The following is an 18,193-nucleotide window of genomic DNA, read 5'->3' as shown; positions in this document are numbered from 1 at the left end:
GGGCGCAGACTCATGGCCACGCGATCGTGAACATTATTTCACTACGCGAACACCCTTACAAGAATTCCGTCACAAGAAGCGGTACTCGCACTCGAACCTGTACCGCCCCGTCCTCGACGACGAGGAGACACCACATGCACACCACCGTCGGGATCATCGGCGGCGGCCCCGCCGGCCTGCTGCTCGCCCGTCTGCTGCACACCGCCGGCATCGACAGCGTCCTCCTGGAGCGCCGCGACCGCGCGTACGTGGAGCAGCGCCAGCGCGCGGGCATCCTGGAGCAGGCCACCGTCGACGCGCTGCGGGCCTGCGGCGCCGGGGCGCGGCTGGACGCCGAGGGCATGGTCCACGACGGCATAGAGCTGCGCTTCGACCGGCGCGCCCACCGCATCGACTTCCCCTCACTCGCCGACGGGCGCCGCGTGACGGTCTACGCCCAGACCGAGGTCGTCAAGGACCTCATCGCGCTCCAGCTCGCCGAGGGCGGCCCGCTGCTCTTCGAGGCGGACGTGCACGCGGTGGAGGGCGCCGACACCGACCGCCCGCGGATCCGCTACACCCACGACGGCCAGGAACAGACCCTCACCTGCGACTACGTCGTCGGCTGCGACGGCTTCCACGGAGTGGCCCGGAACGCCGTACCGGAGCAGCTGCGCACCACGTACGAGCGCGTGTACCCGTACTCCTGGCTCGGCATCCTCGCCGACGCGCCGCCCGCCGCCGACGAGCTGATCTACGCCCACTCCGACCGCGGCTTCGCGCTCGCCAGCATGCGGTCCCCGTCGGTCAGCCGGCACTACCTCCAGGTCCCCAACGGCACCGACCCCGCCGACTGGCCCGACGACCGCATCTGGGACGAGCTCGACGCCCGCTTCGCCCTCGACGCCGACCCCAGCTGGAGGCTCAAGCGCGGCCCGGTCACCGCCAAGTCGGTCCTCCCGATGCGCAGCCACGTCACCGAGCCGATGGCGTACGGCCGGGTCCTGCTGGCCGGCGACGCCGCGCACATCGTGCCGCCCACCGGCGCCAAGGGCCTCAACCTCGCCGCCGCCGACGTCATCGTCCTGGCCCGCGCGCTGACCCACTGGCACGCCACCGGCGCCACGGACCTCCTGGAGTCCTACTCCGACACCTGCCTGCGCCGCGTCTGGCGCGCGGAACACTTCTCGTACTTCATGACCACCACCCTGCACACCGCCCCCGGCCAGTCCCCCTTCGAGACCCGCCTGCAGCTCTCCCAGCTCGACCGCGTCGCGGCCTCCCGCCACGCCGCCGCGGAACTGGCCGAGAACTACACGGGCCTGCCGCTGGCGACGGGGCCGCTGGTCTGAGCCCCGCCGCAGCTCCGGCCGCGTTCCCCCATCCGGCCGGGGCCGCGGTAGTCGATGCCGCTGTGACGGGTACGCCGTACGTTCCGGAGGGAAGGCGTCCCGGACAGAAAGGCACAGCAATGGCACGCGCGGCACTCTTCGACGTCGACGGCACGCTCGCCGACACCAACCACCTCCACGTCACGGCGTGGTGGGAGGCGTTCCGGCAGCGCGGGCATCACGTGCAGATGACCGCCATCCACCACGCGCTCGGCCGTCCGTCGAGCGATCTGATCGCCCATGTACTGGGGGAGGACCGGGACACCCGACAGGACGCGGACATCAGCGCCGCGCACAAGACGCTGTACGCGACGTACTTCGATCGGCTGCCCGCGCTGGACGCCGCGGGGGAGCTGCTGCGCGCCCTGGCGGCACGCGGCTGGCGGAACGTGCTGGTCACCTCGGCCGGCGGGTACGAGCTGGGCGCGCTGCGGCGGGCCATCGACGCCGACGACGCCATCGTGGACACCGCGAGCGCGGACGACGTCAGCGAGGGGAAGCCCGCGCCCGAGCCGGTGGAGCACGCCAGGAAGCTGGCCGGGGTGACGACGGAGCAGGCGGTGTTCGTCGGGGACTCGGTGTGGGACATGCAGGCCGCGACCCGGGCCGGGGTCGGGGCGATCGCCCTGCTGTGCGGCGGCATCCCGCGGGCCGACCTGGAGAAGGCCGGCGCCTCGGAGGTGTACGCGGATCCGGCCGATCTGCTGACCCGGCTCGACGACAGCCTCTTCGCCCGGGTGGCGGGGGAGGGGTGAGGCTGCTGTCCCTCCGAGGCGCGGGGAAAACATCCCGTGATGCCGGATATGACTTGGCGCACGAAGATGAGTTGAGGCGGGCCCGGCGGGCACCCGTGAACTTCTCGTGCAGTCCCCGGAAGGACGGAACGGAGCGTTATGACCCCGAAGAACGAACAGGGCGAGAACGGGCGCAGCGCCGCCAAGGGCGCGGGCCGGGGCGATCCCCGGAGCCGGGACACGGCGGCGAAGGAGGTGCTGGCCGAGTTCGAGGACGCCGAGACGCGCGTCGGGCGCCCCGAAGAGCGGCGGCACGTGGCCGGTGAGAGCGGGGACCCCCTGACCACCAGCCTGGACGCCCAGGAGTCCCTCGACGAGGCCGGCCGCGCCGAGGCAGGCACCGACCCGGATCAGCGGGACCAGCGCCCGCCACGCGCGAAGCGGCAGCAGCCCGCGCGGCCGGAGGAGGACTGAGCGCTGTGGCGGTGCCCCTGTCGCCCCTGTCCGACAGCACCGTGCCCCTGCTCCTGGAGGGGTACGCATGGCTGCCCGACCGCCGGCGCCGCAACGGCGGCGCGCCCGTCCGCACCCGGCTGCTGGGAAAGCCGGCGATCGCGCTGCACGGCACGGACGCCGTGCGGTTCTTCTACGACGAGAGCAACATCCACCGCCGTGACGCGCTGCCGGGCCCGGTGCTCGACACGCTCTTCGGCCGCGGCGCCGTGCACACCCTCGACGGCGACCGCCACCGGGTGCGCAAGGCCCTCTTCGTCCACCTGCTCAAGGACGCGGAAGGCATCGCCGACCTGACCGAGCGCGCGGCCGCCGAGTGGCAGCGGGCCCGCGCCGACTGGTCCGGCAGCCCGCGGGTCGTCCTCTTCGACGCGTTCGCGCTGCTCCTCACCCGTGCGGTCTGCGACTGGGCGGGCGTCGAGCTGGACGACGACGGCGCGCGGGAGATGGCCGACGACCTGGTGGCGATGGTGGACGGCTTCGCGACACCGGGGCCGCGCCACTGGCGCGCCCGCCGCGCGCGCAGCCGCCAGGAGGAACGGCTGGCGCGCCGCATCGAGGACATCCGGCGGGCCGGCCCCGAGCACGCGGCGTCGGGCCGCCCGATCGGTACGGCGCTGACCGAGGTGGCCCTGCACCGGGAGGCCGACGGCACCCCGCTCGACGCGCACACCGCCGCCGTGGAGGTGCTCAACGTCATCCGGCCGACCGTCGCGGTCGCCTGGTTCCTCACCTTCGCCGCGCACGCCCTGCACCGCTGGCCCGAGCACCGCGCGCCGCTCGCCAAGGGCGACGCCGCGTACGCCCGGGGCTTCGCCCACGAGGTACGCCGCTTCTACCCCTTCGTGCCGTTCCTCGGTGGACTGGCCGCACGGGACCTGGAGTGGCGCGGCGAGCGCATCGGGGCGGGCACGATGGTCCTGCTCGACGTCTACGGGCAGAACCACGACCCCGACCTGTGGCCGAGCCCGTACACCTTCGACCCCACGCGCTTCACGGACGCCGAGCCGGGCCGCGACGACCTCATCCCGCAGGGCGGCGGCGAGGTATCAGGCGGCCACCGCTGCCCGGGCGAGGACATCGTGCTCGCGCTGCTGCAGACCCTCGTACCGCTGCTGGCGCGGCTGGAGTACCGCGTGCCGGAGCAGGACCTGACGGTGCCGCTGCACCGCGTCCCGTCGACGGTGCGCGGCGGGTTCGTCGTCACCGGCGTCGGCTGACCGGCGGCATGGGCAGGCGGCAGCCATGACGTCGTACGTCCCGAAGTTCGACCGGGAGCCCGGCCTCTCGCCCGAGGCCCGGTTCCCGGTGGTCGCGCTCGCGTCCTCGGCCGGCGGGCTCAACGCGCTGTTCAACGTGCTCGGGCCGCTGCCCGCCGATCTGCCGGCGGCCGTCCTGGTGGCCCAGCATCAGCAGCCCAACCGTCCCAACAGGCTGCCGGAGCTCCTCGACGCCCGCAGCCCGCTGAGGGTCCGCTCGGCGCGCGACGGGGACACCATGGAGCAGGGCACCGTACTGGTCACCCCGCCCGGCTGCCACCTGCTGGTGGTCAACGACAACCGCATCGGACTGATCGCCGTCGGCGAGCGCGCGCTGCCGCCGCGGCCGACGGCGGACATGATGCTCGCGACCCTGGCCGTGACCTGCGGGCCGCGGGCGCTGGCGGTGGTCCTCACCGGCGTCGGCACGGACGCCCAGTCCGGCATCCGCGCGATCACCTGCTGCGGCGGCCGGGTCCTCGCGCAGGACGAGGAGACCTCGGCGCACTTCGGGATGCCGGGCGCGGCGATCAGCACCGGCGAGGTGGACAAGGTGCTGCCCTTGACGGAGATCGCCAAGGAGATCCGGACCCGTGTGACGACGGCGGCCGAGAAGGGACCGGACAGCGGCAGCGAGGCGTGCTGACCGTCGTACGGGGGCCGTTCGGGGCAGCCGGCGTCAGGCGGCCCGCGACGGCTCCTCCCGCACCACCTCCGACGGCTTCTTGTCGTCCCGCAGGCCCAGGAACCGCGGGTGGCGCAGCATCCCGTCCCGGGTCCACTCGGTGAAGCCGACCTCGGCGACCAGTTCGGGGCGTACCCAGTGCGCGGCCCGCTCCCGTACCGGGTCGCCGAACGGGGAACGGGCCTGTTCCCGCTCGTCCAGGAGGCCGCGGATGCGGTGCAGCGCGGCCTGGTCGTAGCCGGTGCCGACCTTGCCCGCGTACCGCAGCGCGCCGTCCGCGTAGTAACCCAGCAGCAGCGCCCCGAAACCGACGCGGCTGCCGGCCGGCTCCGTGAAGCCGCCGATGACGAACTCCTGGCCGCGGGCGCACTTCAGCTTCAGCCAGTCGGAGGAGCGGCGCGGCACGTAGGGGCCGTCGGCGCGCTTGGCGATCAGCCCCTCCCAGCCCCGCTCGCAGGCGTCGGCCAGCCGCTGCGGGCCGCCCTCGTTGCGGTGCGGGGTGAAGCGCAGCGGGGAGACGTAGCGCAGGCTGCGGCGGAGCAGCGACTTGCGGGTGCGCAGCGGCAGCCCGCGGAGGTCCTTGCCGTCCAGCCGCAGCAGGTCGAAGACGTAGTACGTCACCGCCACCGAGCTGGCGCGGGCCTGTGCCGGGTCGGTGATGCCCATCCGCTGCTGGAGCCTGGAGAACTCGGTGCGGCCCTGCGAGAAGGCGACGATCTCACCGTCCACGGCGAAGTCCCGGCAGGTCTGGGCGGCCAGCGCGTCGGCGATCTCGGGGTAGGTGTCGTTCAGGGGCCGGCCGGTACGGGACAGCAGCCGGGTGCGGGTCCGGTCGCGTACGGCCAGCGCGCGTACGCCGTCGAGCTTCCGCTCGAAGATCCAGTCCTCGTCGAAGTCCCGGCGGTCGGAGAGCACCGCGAGCATGGGGTGGGCTGCCAGCTCCTCGCCCGAGGGGGCGTCGGCCAGCAGCCGCCGTTGTTCGCCGGGCAGCGACTCCAGCAGGCCCGCCACGCTCAGCGCTCCTTGCTCTCGCCGTCGCCGGCGCTCTCGTCGTCCGCGACCTGCTTCAGCGTCCGCCCGCTCCGCGCGGACTTGGCCCGGCGCGGGTCCGGTGTGCCGCGCCGGCCGGCCCGCTCGTCGTTCTCCTTCACCAGCAGCCAGGACTCCCGGCCCTCGGCGCCCTCCGCCGTACGGAAGCGGGTGAGCGCATAGCCGCCGCGCAGCTTCTCGCCGTCCATCCAGAACGTCACGTGCCCGTGCTCCAGCCGCTCGGCGAAGGAGGCGTCGCGGTCCTTGCGCTTCTTCGGCGGGAGCGGGCGGTACGTGCCCTGGTCCCACACGATGACCGTGCCGCCGCCGTACTCGCCCTTCGGGATCACCCCTTCGAACTCGCGGTACTCCATCGGGTGGTCCTCGGTCGGCATCGCCAGCCGCTTGTCGTGCGGGTCGGTGGAGGGGCCCTTCGGGACGGACCAGGACTTCAGTACGCCGTCGACCTCCAGCCGGAAGTCGAAGTGCATGGTCGAGGCGTCGTGGATCTGCACGACGAAGACCGGGTCGCCGCCGTCGGCGGACGGCGGCCCGGCGGCCTCCTGGCCCCGCGGCTCACGGGTCCGCTCGAAGTCGCGCTTGTGCTGATACGTCGACAGCCCTCGCTCGCCCTTCACGCCAACTCCTTCCTACTGCCGGCCGCCGCTGTCACCGTCGCGGCCGCTGGTGTCAGCGTCGCGCACGGGCAGGCGCGTCGCACGCGGGAGCGGCGAGCGGCGGTCATGCCGTCGTCAGACGGCGCGCAGCGAGAAGGGATGGCCCGCGGGGTCGGAGTACAGCCGCACTTCCTCGCCGCTCTCGCGCCGCTCGGCCTCCATCGGCTGACCGCCGAAGTCGATCACCTGGCGCTCCACGTCGTCCATGCGGTCCTTGGGCACCAGCAGGTGCAGATGGGACTGCTGGGAGTCCTCGGGCCGCGGCCACGAGGGCGGCGCCGCGCCGTGGTCCCGGCGGAACGCCATCCGCGTCCCCTGGCCGCCCGAGATCTCGATGATCTCGACACCCATCTCGGCCGGCAGCTGCGCACCGAGCAGCTTCGCGTAGAACTCCGCGACCGGCTCGGGCTCCGCGCAGTCCAGCACGATCACTCCCGCCTCGACGTAGACGGTGGATTCCCTCGATTCCGCGCTCTCTGTCATCGCACGCCCCTCCCGTAACAGGCCCGCCCGGCTACTGCCGGGCGGCGCCGGTCCGAGTAGCCGCATGCGGCGCTTTCATGCCCGGGGCCGCGACGGTCGCGGCCGCGCCGGCCTCGGTGCCCCCCGCCCGCCGCCGAGCCCTGACGCTCGTCGGCCGGCCCGCAACCACGGGTCGGCCGACGGAGCAGCGCTCCCTTCTCCCGGGCGGCTACGGTCGCTTGCCGCTCCGCGCCGCCGCGCCCACGCAGACCAGCCCGAGCAGGGTGGCCAGGGCGCCGACGATGATGTTGTTCCAGATGACTCCGGCGTCCGGACTGTCGCCCACGATCCACGGCGACACGATCAGCCACACGCCGATGGCGGAGATGGCCCAGCTCATGCCGTACATCCGCGCCGGTGTGTTGGTGAAACCGAGCGCCAGCAGGCCGATGGCGATGCCCAGAATGAGGTTGTGGGTCACCAAGGCGGGCTGGCTTGCCGTGAAGTGGACCGTCCAGGGCGAGATGGCGCAGTACAGACCGACGAGGAACACCGGCCCGTCCACGAGCGCCACATCGCGACCGCCGAGCATGCGGGCATACCGGTCCCGCATCTCAGGCACATCGGGGTGACTGGCGATATCGCCTCTGCTGTGTGAGACGTCTGCCATCAGACTCGTCTCCTTCGTTCTCCGCAGGGTTGGCCGCTGATATGGCAGGTACCTGCAAGCCCTATCTTGCGCTTATTTTCTCCTTATGTGTAGTTGGGAGTCCCAGTGGCGCTCCTAGCAGCGGCGCTGGGGTGGCTGGCGTCGGCCGGTGTGGCCGGTGAGGGTGGCTCGGGTGCGGCGGTAGAGGCGCCAGGGGGTGGTGTGGAGGGGGTCGCGGAGGGGGGCTGTGGGGGCGCCTTGGCCTTCGGTCCACTGGCGGAAGAGGGCCGGTGAGGTGTCGGCCGTGACCGTCAGGCGGGCGATGCGGAACGGGTCGTCGGCGGGTGAGCTGAAGGCTCGCGTGGCCGCCGTGGCCGAGGTCCAGCCCGCCGCGCCGACCGCGCGGCGGACCGTCGGGCTGGAGTAGCCGTGCGGGTAGGAGAACGCGGAGACCGGGTGTCCGAGGACGTCCTCGAGGCGGCGTTTGCAGTCCACGATCTCGGAGCACAGCCGCTGCCGCGGCACCGCGTCCAGCTGCGCGTGGGTGCGGCTGTGCCCGCCGATCCCGATGCCGTAGGCGTCGAGCGTGCTGACCTGGCGCCAGTTCAGCATCGGGGCCGGTGGCAGCAGGCTGCCGCTGGGGGACTCGCCCGGCGCGTGCACGGCACCGGTCGTGAGGTACAGGGTGGCGGGCAGCCCCCGCTCGGTGAGCTGCGGGGCGACCGTCCAGTAGAAATCCGCGAAACCGTCGTCGAAGGTGAGGACGGCGCACCAGGGCGGCAGCGGCGGACCGCCGCGCAACGCCCCGACCAGCCGCTCCAGCGGGATCACGGTACGGCCGCTGTCGATGATCCGGTCCAGTTGTTCGGCGAAGACGCGCGGGGTGACGGTGTAGGGGGCGATCCAGGACGGCGGGTCGTCGGACACCGAGTGGTACAGGAAGACCGGCACCGGATACGGGTGCGGGGTCATGGCGGGCCGCCTTCCGGGGCGGGCGGCGGCGCCGGTCCCGGTTCCCCCGGGGTGCGGTGGCCCGTCGGTACGGCCGGTTCATGGCGGACGGTGGGTCCGTGCGGAACGACCGGTTCAGGTCGGACGGCCGATTCGCAGGGGGCGGCCGGTTCAAGTCGGACGGCCGGTTCGTGGGTAACGGCAGCGGCCGGCGTCCGGCGGTGCCCGGACCGGGCGCCGGGGGTGCCGGTGGCGTGCACCAGAGCGAGCGGGTGCCCGTGCAGCCGCACCCACGCCAACACGCGCTCGTCCACGTCATCGGCGCCCGAGCCGGCCGGCGAGCGCTGCTCACCGGTCGGGGCAGGGTCCAGTCCGACGACGTGGACGCGGGTGTCCAGCGAGTAGCGGGCGGCGATCCAGGGGCAGGCCGTCGCGGTGCGCCGGCCGAAGCCGTGCATTATTCCCCTCCTGCGTGGGGCGAGGGGCCGGCCCGGTGTACGGGCGTGTGCGCCGTCCCGGAGGAGCGGCGGCACGCTTGCGCGGTGCCGGCGGGCGGTTCCGGGGGAACGGGTGCCGCCGGCCGTCGGGCGTGGCCCGGATGACGAGGCGGTGGCGGGGCCGACGGGGCCGGCCCGGGCACAGCCTCGGGATGACGGGGAGGGCGCTGGGTGCGGCGGGACATCCCTGCCGCCGGTCCCTCCCGAGCGCCGCGAGCGGCGCGGGGAACTGGCATGTGCGGCCCGCTGGAGAGCGGTCCGCTCCGCCCCGAGAAACGGAGCCAGGTCCTCAGATTTGCAGCATCCTCACCGAGAGTCAAGATAGGGGGAAGGAATTGCCGCAAATATTGTGAAATCGACTGCTGCTGGTCACTCGCTGTAGTATTCGGCGTCTTCGTGTGCGGTCGCGCGCCGCAGTTCCTCGGTGATCCGCCGGGTGATCTCGCCGGGCCGCACCGGACGGCCGAAGTGCCAGCCCTGGGCCCAGTCGCACCCCATGGTCCGCAGCCGCTCCGCGTCGGCCGCCGTCTCCACGCCCTCCGCCGTCACCTTCACGCCGAGCGCCCGTGCCAGCGAGACGAGCCCCTCGATGACCCGCCAGCTCTGCTGCGCGGAGACCTCCGGCCGGTGCGTGTCGGCGACGAACGACCCGGCGATCTTCAGCTGGGAGACCGGGAGTTCGCCGAGGTATCCCAGCGGCGACCAGCCGGTGCCGAAGTCGTCCACCGCGAGCGTGATGCCGGTGTCCGCGAGGCTGCGCAGCGTCGGCATCGAGTCGTCGTCGGTCCGCATCACCGCGCTCTCGGTGATCTCCAGCTGGAGCAGCCTCGGGTCCAGCCCGGTGGAGCGCAGCACCCTGCCGATGTCGGCCGCGAGCCGGGCGTCCCGGGCCTGGTGGACGGAGACGTTCACGTTCACCTGCGGCGCCGCGGGCCCGAACCGGCGCACCCACTCCGCCGCCTGCCCGCACGCCTCCTCCAGCACCCAGCGGCCCAGCCGCATGATCATCCCGGTCTGCTCGGCGGTGGCGATGAAATCATCCGGGCTCAGCACGCCGAAGTCCGGGTGCCGCCACCGTACGAGCGCCTCCACGGCGGCCAGCGAGCCGTCCGAGAGGCTGCACAGCGGCTGGTAGTCCACGAAGAACTCGCCCCGCTCCAGCGCCGCCGGCATCCGTACCGACATCGCGTAGCGGGTCACCTCGCGCGCGTGGTGGCCCGGGTCGAAGAGCGTCCACCGGCCGCGGCCCGCCTCCTTGGCCCGGTACAGCGTCAGGTCGGCGGCGCGCACCGCGGCCTCCGGCGTGGTCGTGGCCACCGACCGCTCCAGTACGCCCACGCTGGCCCGCACGGAGAGCCGGCGGTCGGCGACCGGGACCGGCGTGGCCAGCGCCGCCAGCGCGGCCTTCGCCACCGTCACGGCGTCCTGCTGTCCCCGGGAGTGCTCCAGCAGCATCACGAACTCGTCGCCGCCCAGCCGCGCCACGAGGTGTCCCAGCGGCGTCATCGCGGTCTCCAGCCGCCGCGCGACGGCGACGAGCAGCTCGTCACCGGCCGCGTGCCCCAGGCTGTCGTTGACGAACTTGAAGCCGTCCAGGTCGAGATAGCAGATCCCGAACCGGGCGTCGGCGGGGGGCGCGTGGAAGAGCCGTTCGAGGCGGTCGATGAAGGCCGCCCGGTTGGGCAGGCCGGTCAGCGTGTCGTGGGTGGCCTGGTGGCGCAGCCGCTCCTCGAGCCGGTACCGGTCGGTGATGTCCTCCAGCAGCGCCACCTGGTAGCGCGGCACCATTTCCTCGTCCCGGATCAGCGAGCACGTCAGGTGCGTCCAGACCACCTCGCCGTCCTTCCGGTAGTACGGCTTGGTGCACTCGAAGCGCTCCCGCTCGCCCCGGATCAGCTCGTCGTACGCCTGCCAGGTGCCCGGCTCGTCCTCCGGGTGCACCAGATCGGTGACCCGGCGGCCGCGCAGCTCCTCCACGTGGCCGCCGAAGATGTCCAGCAGCGCGCGGTTGACCTCCAGGATGTTGCCGTGCAGATCGCCGATGCCGATGCCGATCGGGGCGTTCTCGAACAGCGCGCGGAAGCGGGCCTCGGTCGCCCGCAGGGACCGTTCGGCCATCTGCCGCGCGGTGTCGGCGGCGGCCCGGATCTCCTCCTGGTCGCGCAGCGTCCGCTCGCGCAGCGCCGCCGCCCAGCCGGCCGCGAAGGCGCCGGCCACGACGGGCCCGCGGTCCTTCGGTACCGGGTGCGCGTGCAGCAGCTCCACCGCGCGGGCCAGCACCGCGGGGTCCGTGTAGTACGCCTCGACCAGCAGCCTCCCGGCCTCCTCGGCCGCGGCCGTGCACACCGGGTCGCTCTGCCAGGACCGGCGCAGCAGCTCGGCGGTCCTGGCCGTGAGCTGCTGCCGCGCGCCGGGCTGCACCGTGAGCCCGAGTCCCTCCCGCAGCAGTGCGGCCCAGGACTCCTGGAACTGTGCGGACGCTCCGTGGTCCGGTTGCCCAGCGCTCACGGGCGCCGCCCCACGCCTGCCAGGCCCGTCATCAGCTCCGGGTGCGGCCCCACCGCGTCCGGTGTCTCGGGCCGCCACTCAGGGAGGTACACCACCCCCGGATCGACGAGCTCGAAGCCGTCGAAGTACGCGGTGATCTGCGCCCGCGAGCGCATGGTGAGCGGGGTGCGGGTGCGGGCGTACAGCGCCTGGTGCGGCCCTGCCTGGTCGGGGCGGCCCTCCAGCGACGCGTGGGAGAGGACCAGCGCGCTGCCCGGCGGCAGCGCGTCCCGCAGCGCGGCGACGATGCCGGGCGGGTCCGCCTCGTCCGATACGAAGTGCAGCACCGCGACCAGCAGCACCGCCACCGGCTCACCCGGACGCAGCAGCCGGGCGACGGGGGGCTGGGCGAGCAGTCCGTACGGGTCCCGCACGTCCGCCTCGACGACCTCGACGTGCGGATCGTCCCGCACCAGCAGCCTGCTGTGCGCGACGGCGACCGGGTCCATGTCGACGTAGACCACTCGGGTGTCCGGGCGCACCTCCTGGGCGACCTCGTGCACGGCGCCGAAGGTGGGGATGCCCGAGCCCAGGTCGAGGAAGCGGGTGATGCCCTCGCCGGCCAGGTACTGCACCGCGCGGCGCAGGAAGGCCCGGTTGCTCCGCATGATCATCGGCAGGTCGGGCCAGAGGGAGATGGCCTGGCGGGCCATCTCGCGGTCGGCGGGGAAGTTGTGCGAGCCGCCCAGGAAGTAGTCGTAGATCCGGGCGGCGTTCGGGCGGTCCAGATCCGTTCCCGGTGGCACCCACGACGAAGACCGCTGCATCACTGACCCCTTCCGCACCGGGCAGGGACTTCAGCCTCAGAGCTCTACATAATTCTCATATCGGGTGCCATGGGCGTGCAAGCGGGTGCGCCGTCCACCGCATATGCCGCTGCGCGTCCGTGGCTCGCGAGGTCGGCGGGGCCTCCCGAGAATGGACGGACCATGCCCGGACGCATCGAGGACTACGGGATCATCGGCGACCTGGAGACGGCCGCCCTGGTCGGCAGGGACGGCTCGGTCGACTGGCTCTGCCTGCCCCGCTTCGACTCGCCCGCCGCCTTCGCCGGCCTCCTCGGCACCGACGGGCACGGCCACTGGCGGATCGCCCCGGCCGGGCCGCCCCGGCCCTGCACCCGCCGCCGCTACGCCGGCGACACCCTGGTCCTCGAATCGCTCTGGGAGACCTCCGAGGGCACGGTCCGCGTCCTGGACTTCATGCCCCCGCGCGACCGGGCGCCCCGGCTGATCCGCATCGTGGAAGGGCTGGCCGGCGAGGTCCCGATGCACAGCGCGCTGCGGCTGCGCTTCAACTACGGCCGGGTGCTGCCGTGGGTGCGCCGCACCGGCCACCACCGCATCGCGACCGCCGGCCCGGACTCGGGCTGGCTGCGTGTGCCGCCCGGCGTGCACACCTTCGGCGCCGACGGCGCCACCTTCTCGGAGTTCACCGTGCGGGCCGGCGACCGGGTCCCCTTCGTCCTCACCTGGCAGCCCTCGCACCTGCGCAACGTCCAGGTCACCGACCCCGAGCGTGCCCTGCGGGAGACCGCGGAGGGCTGGCAGCGCTGGGCGGCGACCTGCCGGTACGAGGGGGAGTGGCGCCCCGACGTCCTCCGCTCGCTGATCACGCTCAAGGCGCTCGCCTACCGCCCGACCGGCGGCATCGTCGCCGCGGCCACCACCTCGCTGCCCGAGGCCATCGGCGCGCCCCGCAACTGGGACTACCGCTTCTGCTGGCTGCGGGACTCCAGCATGACGCTCTCCGCACTGCTGCGCGGCGGCTTCCACGAGGAGGCGGCCGCCTGGCGGCGCTGGCTGGTGCGCGCCATCGCCGGCGACCCCGCGGACCTGCAGACCCTCTACGGGCTGGCCGGCGAGCGCCGGCTGCCGGAGTCCACGGCGCCCTGGCTCCCCGGTTACGAGGGCTCGGGCCCGGTCCGGCTGGGCAACGCGGCCGTCGACCAGTTCCAGCTGGACGTCTACGGCGAGGTGGCCGACACCCTGTACCTCGCCCAGGCGGCCGGCATCCCCATGGAACGCCGCGTCTGGACCCTCTTCCGCACCCTCATGGACGCGCTGGAGCAGCGCTGGCGGGAGCCGGACGAGGGCCTGTGGGAAGTGCGCTGCGGCCGCCGCCACTTCGTGCACTCCAAGGTCATGGCATGGGTGGCCGCCGACCGGGCGGTACGCCTCGCCGAGAAGACCGGCCTGCCCGCGCCCCTCGCGCGCTGGCGGATGCTGCGCGACGCCGTGCACGCCGACGTCTGCGCACACGGATACGACGCGGACCGCGGCGTCTTCGTCCAGCACTACGGCAGCCGGCAGCTGGACGCCGCCACGCTCTTCATCGTCAAAACGGGCTTCCTGCCCCCGGACGACCCGCGCGTGATCCGTACGGTGGACGCCGTACGCACCGAGCTGGACCACAACGGATTCCTGCGCCGCTACTCGAACGGCGGGCCCCCCGACGAGCCGTCCGGCGACGGGCTCCCCGGTACCGAAGGCGCCTTCCTGGCCTGCTCGTTCTGGCTCGCCGACGCGCTGCTCGCCACCGGCCGGCACGCCGAGGCCCGCGCCCTGTTCGCCCGCACCCTGGCCCTCGGCAACGACCTGGGCCTGTTCGCCGAGGAGTGGGACGGCGCCGCCGGCCGCCAACTGGGCAACACGCCACAGGCGTTCACCCACGTCGCCCTGGTCAACTCCGCGTTCGACCTCGCGGCGGCCGGCGCGGACCGCAGCGCCGTCTGAGCCCGCGCGAGGCCGGTTCCCGCCGTCTCGGCGGGCCGTCGGCGGGTACCCGGCGGGGGTCCCGCACGACGAGACGAGAGGGGCCCGCACATGGCCGAGAAGCAGCAGGACGTCGTGGAACTGCTGGAGCAGCAGCACCAGCAGATCCGCCGACTCCTGGACGACGTCGTGAACCACAAGGGTGAGGAGCGCAAGCACGCGTTCCAGCGCGTGGTGCGCCTGCTCGCCGTGCACGAGACGGCCGAGGAAGAAGTCGTCCACCCCTATGTCCGCGACCACGTCGAGGGCGGTGAACAGGTGGTCAAGGACCGGACGGCGGAGGAGAAGGGCGCCAAGGAGGCGCTGAGCCGGCTGGAGGACATGGACGTCGACTCTTCGGAGTTCCACGAGCAGTTCGCGGCGGTCCGCCAGGACATCCTGGCGCACGCCGAGGCGGAGGAGAAGTCCGAGTTCACCCACTTGCGCGCGGTGGCCGACCAGCGCGGCCTGGAGGGGCTGGCCAAGGCGGTCAAGGCCGCCGAAGCGGTGGCGCCGACCCACCCGCACCCGGGCGCCGAGTCCGCGGTGGCGAACCTCCTCGTCACCCCGGTGGCGTCCGTGATCGACCGCACGAAGGACGCGATACGGGCGGCGATGGGCAAGGGCTGACCCACGAGGCGGCCCCGTCCTCGCGGCGGGGCCGCCGTACTGCCGGGAGCCGTACGACCGGGATTACCGGTCCTCCTCCCGCGGGAGCAGGGAGCCGAGGGGGCCCAGGTCGAGGTTGAGTTCGTCGCGGCCCACGTCGTAGCGGGCGCAGAGCTCGTCCATCCGGCGCTCCAGCAGCATCAGCGTCGTGCCGATGCGCTCCTCCTGGTCCTCGGACAGATCGCCCTGGTCTACGCGGCGCAGCGCCTGCCGCTCCATGAGCTGGTGCAGCAGCTCCACGACGGTCAGCACCAGCCGTACGAGGTCGCGCTCGACGCTCTCCTCGTCCAGTTCCACCCGCCTGGTCACGGCAGCCTCGCCTCCTCCACGTACCCGGGCTCCGCCGGTCCCGCCCCGTCCGGGCCGAGTCCGGCGAACGGCGACGGGACGTTCTCGTTCACCGAGCTGATCAGGGCGCGCAGGTCGACCCGTACGAGATCCACGTCCGCGATGCGCAGGGTCAGGTCGCCGGCGATCACCACGCCGCCGGCGAGCAGCCGGTCGAGCAGGTCGATCAGCGCGACGGGGGTCTGCGGGCCGGCGGCGGGAGTACTCATGAGGTGGTCCGTCCCGCCTCGTCGTCCGTGTCCGCCAGGTCGGTGAAGGAGTACGGGGCCCAGGGGCCGGTCAGTTCGATCCGCAGGGCGGGGGAGCGGGCCGCCAGCTCGCCGACCCGCTCGGCGAACGTACCGGCTGCCTCACGGCGTACCAGATACGCACCGTTGAGGAGGTTCGGGCCGCGCGAGACGGCGGGGCGGGTGCCGGCGGGGGCCCGGCCGGCGGCGTCGGGCGCGCCGGACGCGGCGACGGCCTCGGCGAGCCGGCCGTCCTGCGGGCGGTGCAGCCGGCTGTGCTCGGCGGCGCGCGCGAGGGTGTCGTGCACCGCCCGGGCCAGCCCGTCGGCCTCGTGCAGCGCGGCGTCCCCGGCCTTGCGGTCCCGCAGCCGCCGCCGCAGGAACTCCCGTCCGGATTCGGCCTCGGACGGTTTACGGTCGTCCGGCTCCGGGTCCTTCGACTTGCGGTCCTCCGGGGCCTGTTGGGCGTACGCCTTCACGCCCCACTCCAGGCGGCCCGCCAGCCGGTTCAGCAGCCGCTCGAACCGCTCGGCGTGCTCGGCCAGCGCGGCGCGGACCGCGTCCTCGTCGCGGTAGACCGTGACCAGCCGCAGCGGCAGCACGCCGACCGCCGCCGCGGTCTCGTCCACGACCCGTCGGTGCGCCCGCGCGGTCGCCTCCAGCCACGTCAGGTCCTCCAGCCGGTCGCGCACCCCCGGCTGGTCGAACTCCGCGGCGGGCACGTCGGACACCAGCGCGGCCAGCGGGCCCTCCGCCACGGTGCGTACGGGCGCGTTGCCGATGCCGAGCAGGCCGGCGGGCGGCCGGGCGTCGCGGTGGAGGACGGCGTAGGCGTACGTCAGCCGGCCGTTGTGAGGCGTGCTCACGGTGACTCCTCCTTCCGTTCCTCCAGGGTCCGGTCCTCCGGAGCGCGGTCCTTGAGGGCGGCCTCCCCGCGGCTCTCCAGTGCGGCGAGGCGCTCCTTCAACTCGGCGTTCTCCCGGGCCAGATCACGCTGTTCGCGATTGCGGTCCCGGCGTTCCTGGGACACTTCCCTGCGGCGGGCGCTGGACGACAGTGACGGGTCGTCACGCCACCAGTCGATGCCCATCTCCTCGGCGCGCTCCACCGAGGCTACGATCAGCCGCAGTTTGATGGTCAGCAGTTCGATGTCGAGCAGATTGATCCGGACGTCGCCGACGATCACCACGCCTCTGTCCAGGACGCGTTCGAGGATGTCGGCGAGGTTGGCGCCGCCGCCGGCGCCGGTGGAGGGGTAGGACATGGGGTACGCGCTCACCTCACCCGTTCCGGCTCGGGCTCGTCCTCGTACTCGACGTCGGGCTCGTCCTCGTATTCACCCTCGTCCTCGTACGCCTCTTCCTCGTCGCCCTCGTCCTCTTCCGCTTCGTCCTCCGCGCCGGTGTCCTCGGGCTCGTCCTCGTACGTGCCGGCGACGCCCTCGTCCTCCTCGCGGGCCACCGCGTCCTCGTGGGACTCGACGACCTCGCCGTCGCGGATCTCGCCGCGCCAGCCGTCGGTCGCCTCGCCGCGCAGCATGACGAAGCGGCGGAAGTGCTTCAGGTCGAGCCGGGCCCGCCGCCCCTGGGCGCGCCAGAGATTGCCGGTCCGCTCGAAGAGGCCCTTCGGGTAGTACTCGATGACCAGCAGGACGCGGGTCAGGTCCGGCGTCAGCTCGTGGAAGGTCACCACACCCTTGACGGTCGCCTTCGCGCCCTGCGCCGACCAGGCGATGCGCCGGTCCGGCAGCTGCTCGGTGACGGTCGCCTCCCAACTGCGGCTGGACCAGAGGACCTTGGCGCGCCACGTGGAGGTGGTGTCGCCGGTGCGCTGCACGTCCTGCACGCCTTTGGCGAAGGAGCTGAACTCCTGAAACTGCGTCCACTGGTCATACGCGGTGCGCAGCGGCACCCCGACGTCCGTGTCCTCGACGACGATGACGAACCGCCCGGTCCCGGTGCCCGTCCGCTTGCCGCCGCTGCCACCGATGCTGTTGCGTACCAGCCGGCCGATGCCGCGGCCGACGCTGAGGCCGATCCCGGGGGCGTTGCCCTCGGCCATGTCCTGCAGCCGGGTGGTCGCGGCGCCCAGCTTCCGGCCGCCGGCGATCAGCAGCCGCTGGGCCTGGGCCGCGGCGAACGCGGCGGCCTCCTCCTTGAGCCGGTCGGTGGCCGGGCTGCGGGCGATGCTCTCCTTGAGGAGCTGCTTCGTGTCAGCCATCGGTACGCTCCCGGCTCCGGCCGGACTGCTTCCCCGGCTGCTTGCCGGACTGCTTGGCGGCGGTTTTGGGGCCGGTCCTGGCCGTACCCGTCCTGGCCGTCCCCGTGCGTTCCGTCCCGGTCTTCTTGGCGCGCCGGGCCCGTTGGGCCGCCGGCGTCGCCTTGGTGGTCGCCTTCTTGCGCGGGGCGCGCTCGGGAGCGGGCTCGTCCTCCGATTCCTCCGGCTCCTCCGGCTCGTCGCGCGGGGCGGGCTCCTCGTCCTCGGCCCGCGTCTCCTCCGTACCGCTGCCCAGCCGTTCCTGGACGCTCGCGGTGCGTGCGTGCAGGCTGTCCGCCAGTCCGTCGATGCGGCGGCTGACGAACGCGCTCGCCGCCGCGCGGCCCACCCCGCCCAGGTCGTCCCGCAGCTGGTCGCGCACCTCCGCGAGCTGCGGGTCGGCCTTCAGCCGCTCGTCGACCAGGCCCAGCAGCCGCTGCGGATCGAGCTGCAGCCGCCGTCCCAGGACCACGCCGCCGACGCTGAGGGCGAGCTTCGCCTTCTTCGTGCGGCCCAGTACATATCCGCCTGCGACGGCCAGTGCCAGTGCCGCCCGGTTGTTCATCT

At 73.3% G+C, this 18,193-nt stretch carries 21 protein-coding genes; 7 read left to right on the top strand and 14 right to left on the bottom strand.

Annotated features, from left to right (window positions below):
• Window positions 1-134 precede the first annotated feature (134 nt).
• The 5 genes from ACIGXO_RS01855 (at window position 135) to ACIGXO_RS01835 (ending at window position 4,522) form a co-directional block, all read left to right on the top strand.
• On the top strand, window positions 135-1,331 hold the full coding sequence (locus tag ACIGXO_RS01855; protein WP_399778997.1) for a 4-hydroxybenzoate 3-monooxygenase: 1,197 nt from the start codon (window positions 135-137) through the stop codon (window positions 1,329-1,331).
• A 119-nt stretch (window positions 1,332-1,450) separates the two neighbouring features.
• Complete coding sequence (locus ACIGXO_RS01850) at window positions 1,451-2,125, top strand: HAD family hydrolase (RefSeq protein WP_399778995.1); 675 nt, start codon at window positions 1,451-1,453, stop codon at window positions 2,123-2,125.
• Window positions 2,126-2,263: 138 nt separating this feature from the next.
• Window positions 2,264-2,578: a hypothetical protein gene (locus ACIGXO_RS01845; RefSeq protein ID WP_399778993.1), complete on the top strand. Its 315-nt coding sequence runs from the start codon at window positions 2,264-2,266 to the stop codon at window positions 2,576-2,578.
• A gap of 26 nt (window positions 2,579-2,604) precedes the next feature.
• Window positions 2,605-3,837 carry a cytochrome P450 gene (locus tag ACIGXO_RS01840; protein WP_399779930.1) on the top strand — a complete coding sequence of 411 codons (1,233 nt, stop codon included), beginning with the start codon at window positions 2,605-2,607 and terminating at the stop codon, window positions 3,835-3,837.
• 25 nt (window positions 3,838-3,862) lie between these two features.
• On the top strand, window positions 3,863-4,522 hold the full coding sequence (locus ACIGXO_RS01835) for a chemotaxis protein CheB (RefSeq protein ID WP_399778991.1): 660 nt from the start codon (window positions 3,863-3,865) through the stop codon (window positions 4,520-4,522).
• A 33-nt stretch (window positions 4,523-4,555) separates the two neighbouring features.
• Here ACIGXO_RS01835 and ligD read toward each other — a convergent pair whose 3' ends face one another.
• From ligD to ACIGXO_RS01795, 8 genes are all read right to left on the bottom strand, one after another.
• A complete protein-coding gene (ligD, locus tag ACIGXO_RS01830) occupies window positions 4,556-5,572 on the bottom strand; it encodes a non-homologous end-joining DNA ligase (protein ID WP_399778989.1) in 1,017 nt (338 codons plus the stop codon).
• A gap of 2 nt (window positions 5,573-5,574) precedes the next feature.
• On the bottom strand, window positions 5,575-6,228 hold the full coding sequence (locus ACIGXO_RS01825) for a DNA polymerase ligase N-terminal domain-containing protein (RefSeq protein ID WP_399778987.1): 654 nt from the start codon (window positions 6,226-6,228) through the stop codon (window positions 5,575-5,577).
• 114 nt (window positions 6,229-6,342) lie between these two features.
• Window positions 6,343-6,750: a VOC family protein gene (locus ACIGXO_RS01820; protein WP_399778986.1), complete on the bottom strand. Its 408-nt coding sequence runs from the start codon at window positions 6,748-6,750 to the stop codon at window positions 6,343-6,345.
• A 208-nt stretch (window positions 6,751-6,958) separates the two neighbouring features.
• Window positions 6,959-7,399, bottom strand: a complete 441-nt coding sequence (locus tag ACIGXO_RS01815) for an SPW repeat protein (protein ID WP_399778984.1) — start codon at window positions 7,397-7,399, stop codon at window positions 6,959-6,961.
• 114 nt (window positions 7,400-7,513) lie between these two features.
• A complete protein-coding gene (locus ACIGXO_RS01810; protein WP_399778982.1) occupies window positions 7,514-8,350 on the bottom strand; it encodes a polysaccharide deacetylase family protein in 837 nt (278 codons plus the stop codon).
• Window positions 8,347-8,787 (bottom strand): hypothetical protein, encoded by a 441-nt coding sequence (locus ACIGXO_RS01805; RefSeq protein WP_399778980.1) that lies wholly within the window; start codon window positions 8,785-8,787, stop codon window positions 8,347-8,349. The genes ACIGXO_RS01810 and ACIGXO_RS01805 overlap by 4 nt, the downstream gene beginning before the upstream one ends.
• 408 nt (window positions 8,788-9,195) lie before the next feature.
• Window positions 9,196-11,334, bottom strand: a complete 2,139-nt coding sequence (locus ACIGXO_RS01800; protein WP_399778978.1) for a putative bifunctional diguanylate cyclase/phosphodiesterase — start codon at window positions 11,332-11,334, stop codon at window positions 9,196-9,198.
• Window positions 11,331-12,140: an SAM-dependent methyltransferase gene (locus tag ACIGXO_RS01795; RefSeq protein WP_399778977.1), complete on the bottom strand. Its 810-nt coding sequence runs from the start codon at window positions 12,138-12,140 to the stop codon at window positions 11,331-11,333. Before ACIGXO_RS01795 ends, ACIGXO_RS01800 begins: the two co-directional genes overlap by 4 nt.
• 162 nt (window positions 12,141-12,302) lie before the next feature.
• Here ACIGXO_RS01795 and ACIGXO_RS01790 point away from each other — a divergent pair, with 162 nt between their 5' ends.
• Both ACIGXO_RS01790 and ACIGXO_RS01785 read left to right on the top strand, forming a co-directional pair.
• On the top strand, window positions 12,303-14,108 hold the full coding sequence (locus ACIGXO_RS01790) for a glycoside hydrolase family 15 protein (RefSeq protein WP_399778975.1): 1,806 nt from the start codon (window positions 12,303-12,305) through the stop codon (window positions 14,106-14,108).
• A gap of 90 nt (window positions 14,109-14,198) precedes the next feature.
• Window positions 14,199-14,756, top strand: a complete 558-nt coding sequence (locus ACIGXO_RS01785) for a hemerythrin domain-containing protein (RefSeq protein ID WP_399778973.1) — start codon at window positions 14,199-14,201, stop codon at window positions 14,754-14,756.
• Between the two features lie 63 nt (window positions 14,757-14,819).
• On the opposite strand, the gene ACIGXO_RS01780 is transcribed toward ACIGXO_RS01785, so the two are convergent.
• Genes ACIGXO_RS01780 through ACIGXO_RS01755 form a run of 6 tightly spaced genes read right to left on the bottom strand, consistent with a single transcriptional unit; the run spans window position 14,820 to window position 18,191 of the window.
• Window positions 14,820-15,104, bottom strand: a complete 285-nt coding sequence (locus tag ACIGXO_RS01780; protein ID WP_399778971.1) for a gas vesicle protein K — start codon at window positions 15,102-15,104, stop codon at window positions 14,820-14,822.
• Window positions 15,101-15,352, bottom strand: a complete 252-nt coding sequence (locus ACIGXO_RS01775; RefSeq protein ID WP_399778969.1) for a gas vesicle protein — start codon at window positions 15,350-15,352, stop codon at window positions 15,101-15,103. Before ACIGXO_RS01775 ends, ACIGXO_RS01780 begins: the two co-directional genes overlap by 4 nt.
• Window positions 15,349-16,236: a GvpL/GvpF family gas vesicle protein gene (locus ACIGXO_RS01770; RefSeq protein WP_399778967.1), complete on the bottom strand. Its 888-nt coding sequence runs from the start codon at window positions 16,234-16,236 to the stop codon at window positions 15,349-15,351. The genes ACIGXO_RS01775 and ACIGXO_RS01770 overlap by 4 nt, the downstream gene beginning before the upstream one ends.
• A complete protein-coding gene (locus ACIGXO_RS01765; protein ID WP_399778965.1) occupies window positions 16,233-16,634 on the bottom strand; it encodes a gas vesicle protein in 402 nt (133 codons plus the stop codon). Before ACIGXO_RS01765 ends, ACIGXO_RS01770 begins: the two co-directional genes overlap by 4 nt.
• Before the next feature lie 11 nt (window positions 16,635-16,645).
• Window positions 16,646-17,590: an SRPBCC family protein gene (locus tag ACIGXO_RS01760; protein WP_399778964.1), complete on the bottom strand. Its 945-nt coding sequence runs from the start codon at window positions 17,588-17,590 to the stop codon at window positions 16,646-16,648.
• On the bottom strand, window positions 17,583-18,191 hold the full coding sequence (locus ACIGXO_RS01755; protein ID WP_399778962.1) for a DNA primase: 609 nt from the start codon (window positions 18,189-18,191) through the stop codon (window positions 17,583-17,585). The genes ACIGXO_RS01760 and ACIGXO_RS01755 overlap by 8 nt, the downstream gene beginning before the upstream one ends.
• Window positions 18,192-18,193: the final 2 nt, after the last annotated feature.

It is taken from the genome of Streptomyces sp. NPDC053542 (genome assembly GCF_044544685.1).
Taxonomy (GTDB): Bacteria; Actinomycetota; Actinomycetes; order Streptomycetales; family Streptomycetaceae; genus Streptomyces.
The sequence above is the reverse complement of the archived record's forward strand: the minus strand, read 5'-3'. Positions and strand labels throughout refer to the sequence as shown.